The organism is Paenibacillus sp. 32O-W (assembly GCF_007679495.1).
Taxonomy (GTDB): domain Bacteria; phylum Bacillota; class Bacilli; order Paenibacillales; family NBRC-103111; genus Paenibacillus_L; species Paenibacillus_L residui.
Genome location: NZ_VEGP01000198.1, coordinates 1 through 326 on the forward strand (window position 1 = coordinate 1; position 326 = coordinate 326).

At 46.3% G+C, this 326-nt stretch carries 1 tRNA gene; it reads right to left on the reverse strand.

The features are described from left to right. Window positions 1–2 precede the first annotated feature (2 nt). Window positions 3–75 (reverse strand) — tRNA-Asn (locus FS806_RS25435). Window positions 76–326 lie beyond the last annotated feature (251 nt).

Here is a 326-nt window from a genome sequence, read left to right on the forward strand (position 1 = left end):
GGCTCCCCGAACAGGACTCGAACCTGTGACAACTCGGTTAACAGCCGAGTGCTCTACCAACTGAGCTATCAGGGAATATGGCACAACATTTAGTATAACACATTTTTATGTTTTTGGGAACAGTTATATTATTCCCTGAAAACTAGTAGCGAATTCAGCGATTTATCCATTGCACATCCATGATCGGGGTCCCCGCAAAGTACTCGGACTCTGCTTCGAAGCCTTATCTTCACTTTGTGGGGCATTTATTAGGTTAAGCCCTCGACCGATTAGTATTCGTCAGCTCCATGCATTGCTGCACTTCCACCCCGAACCTATCTACCTCG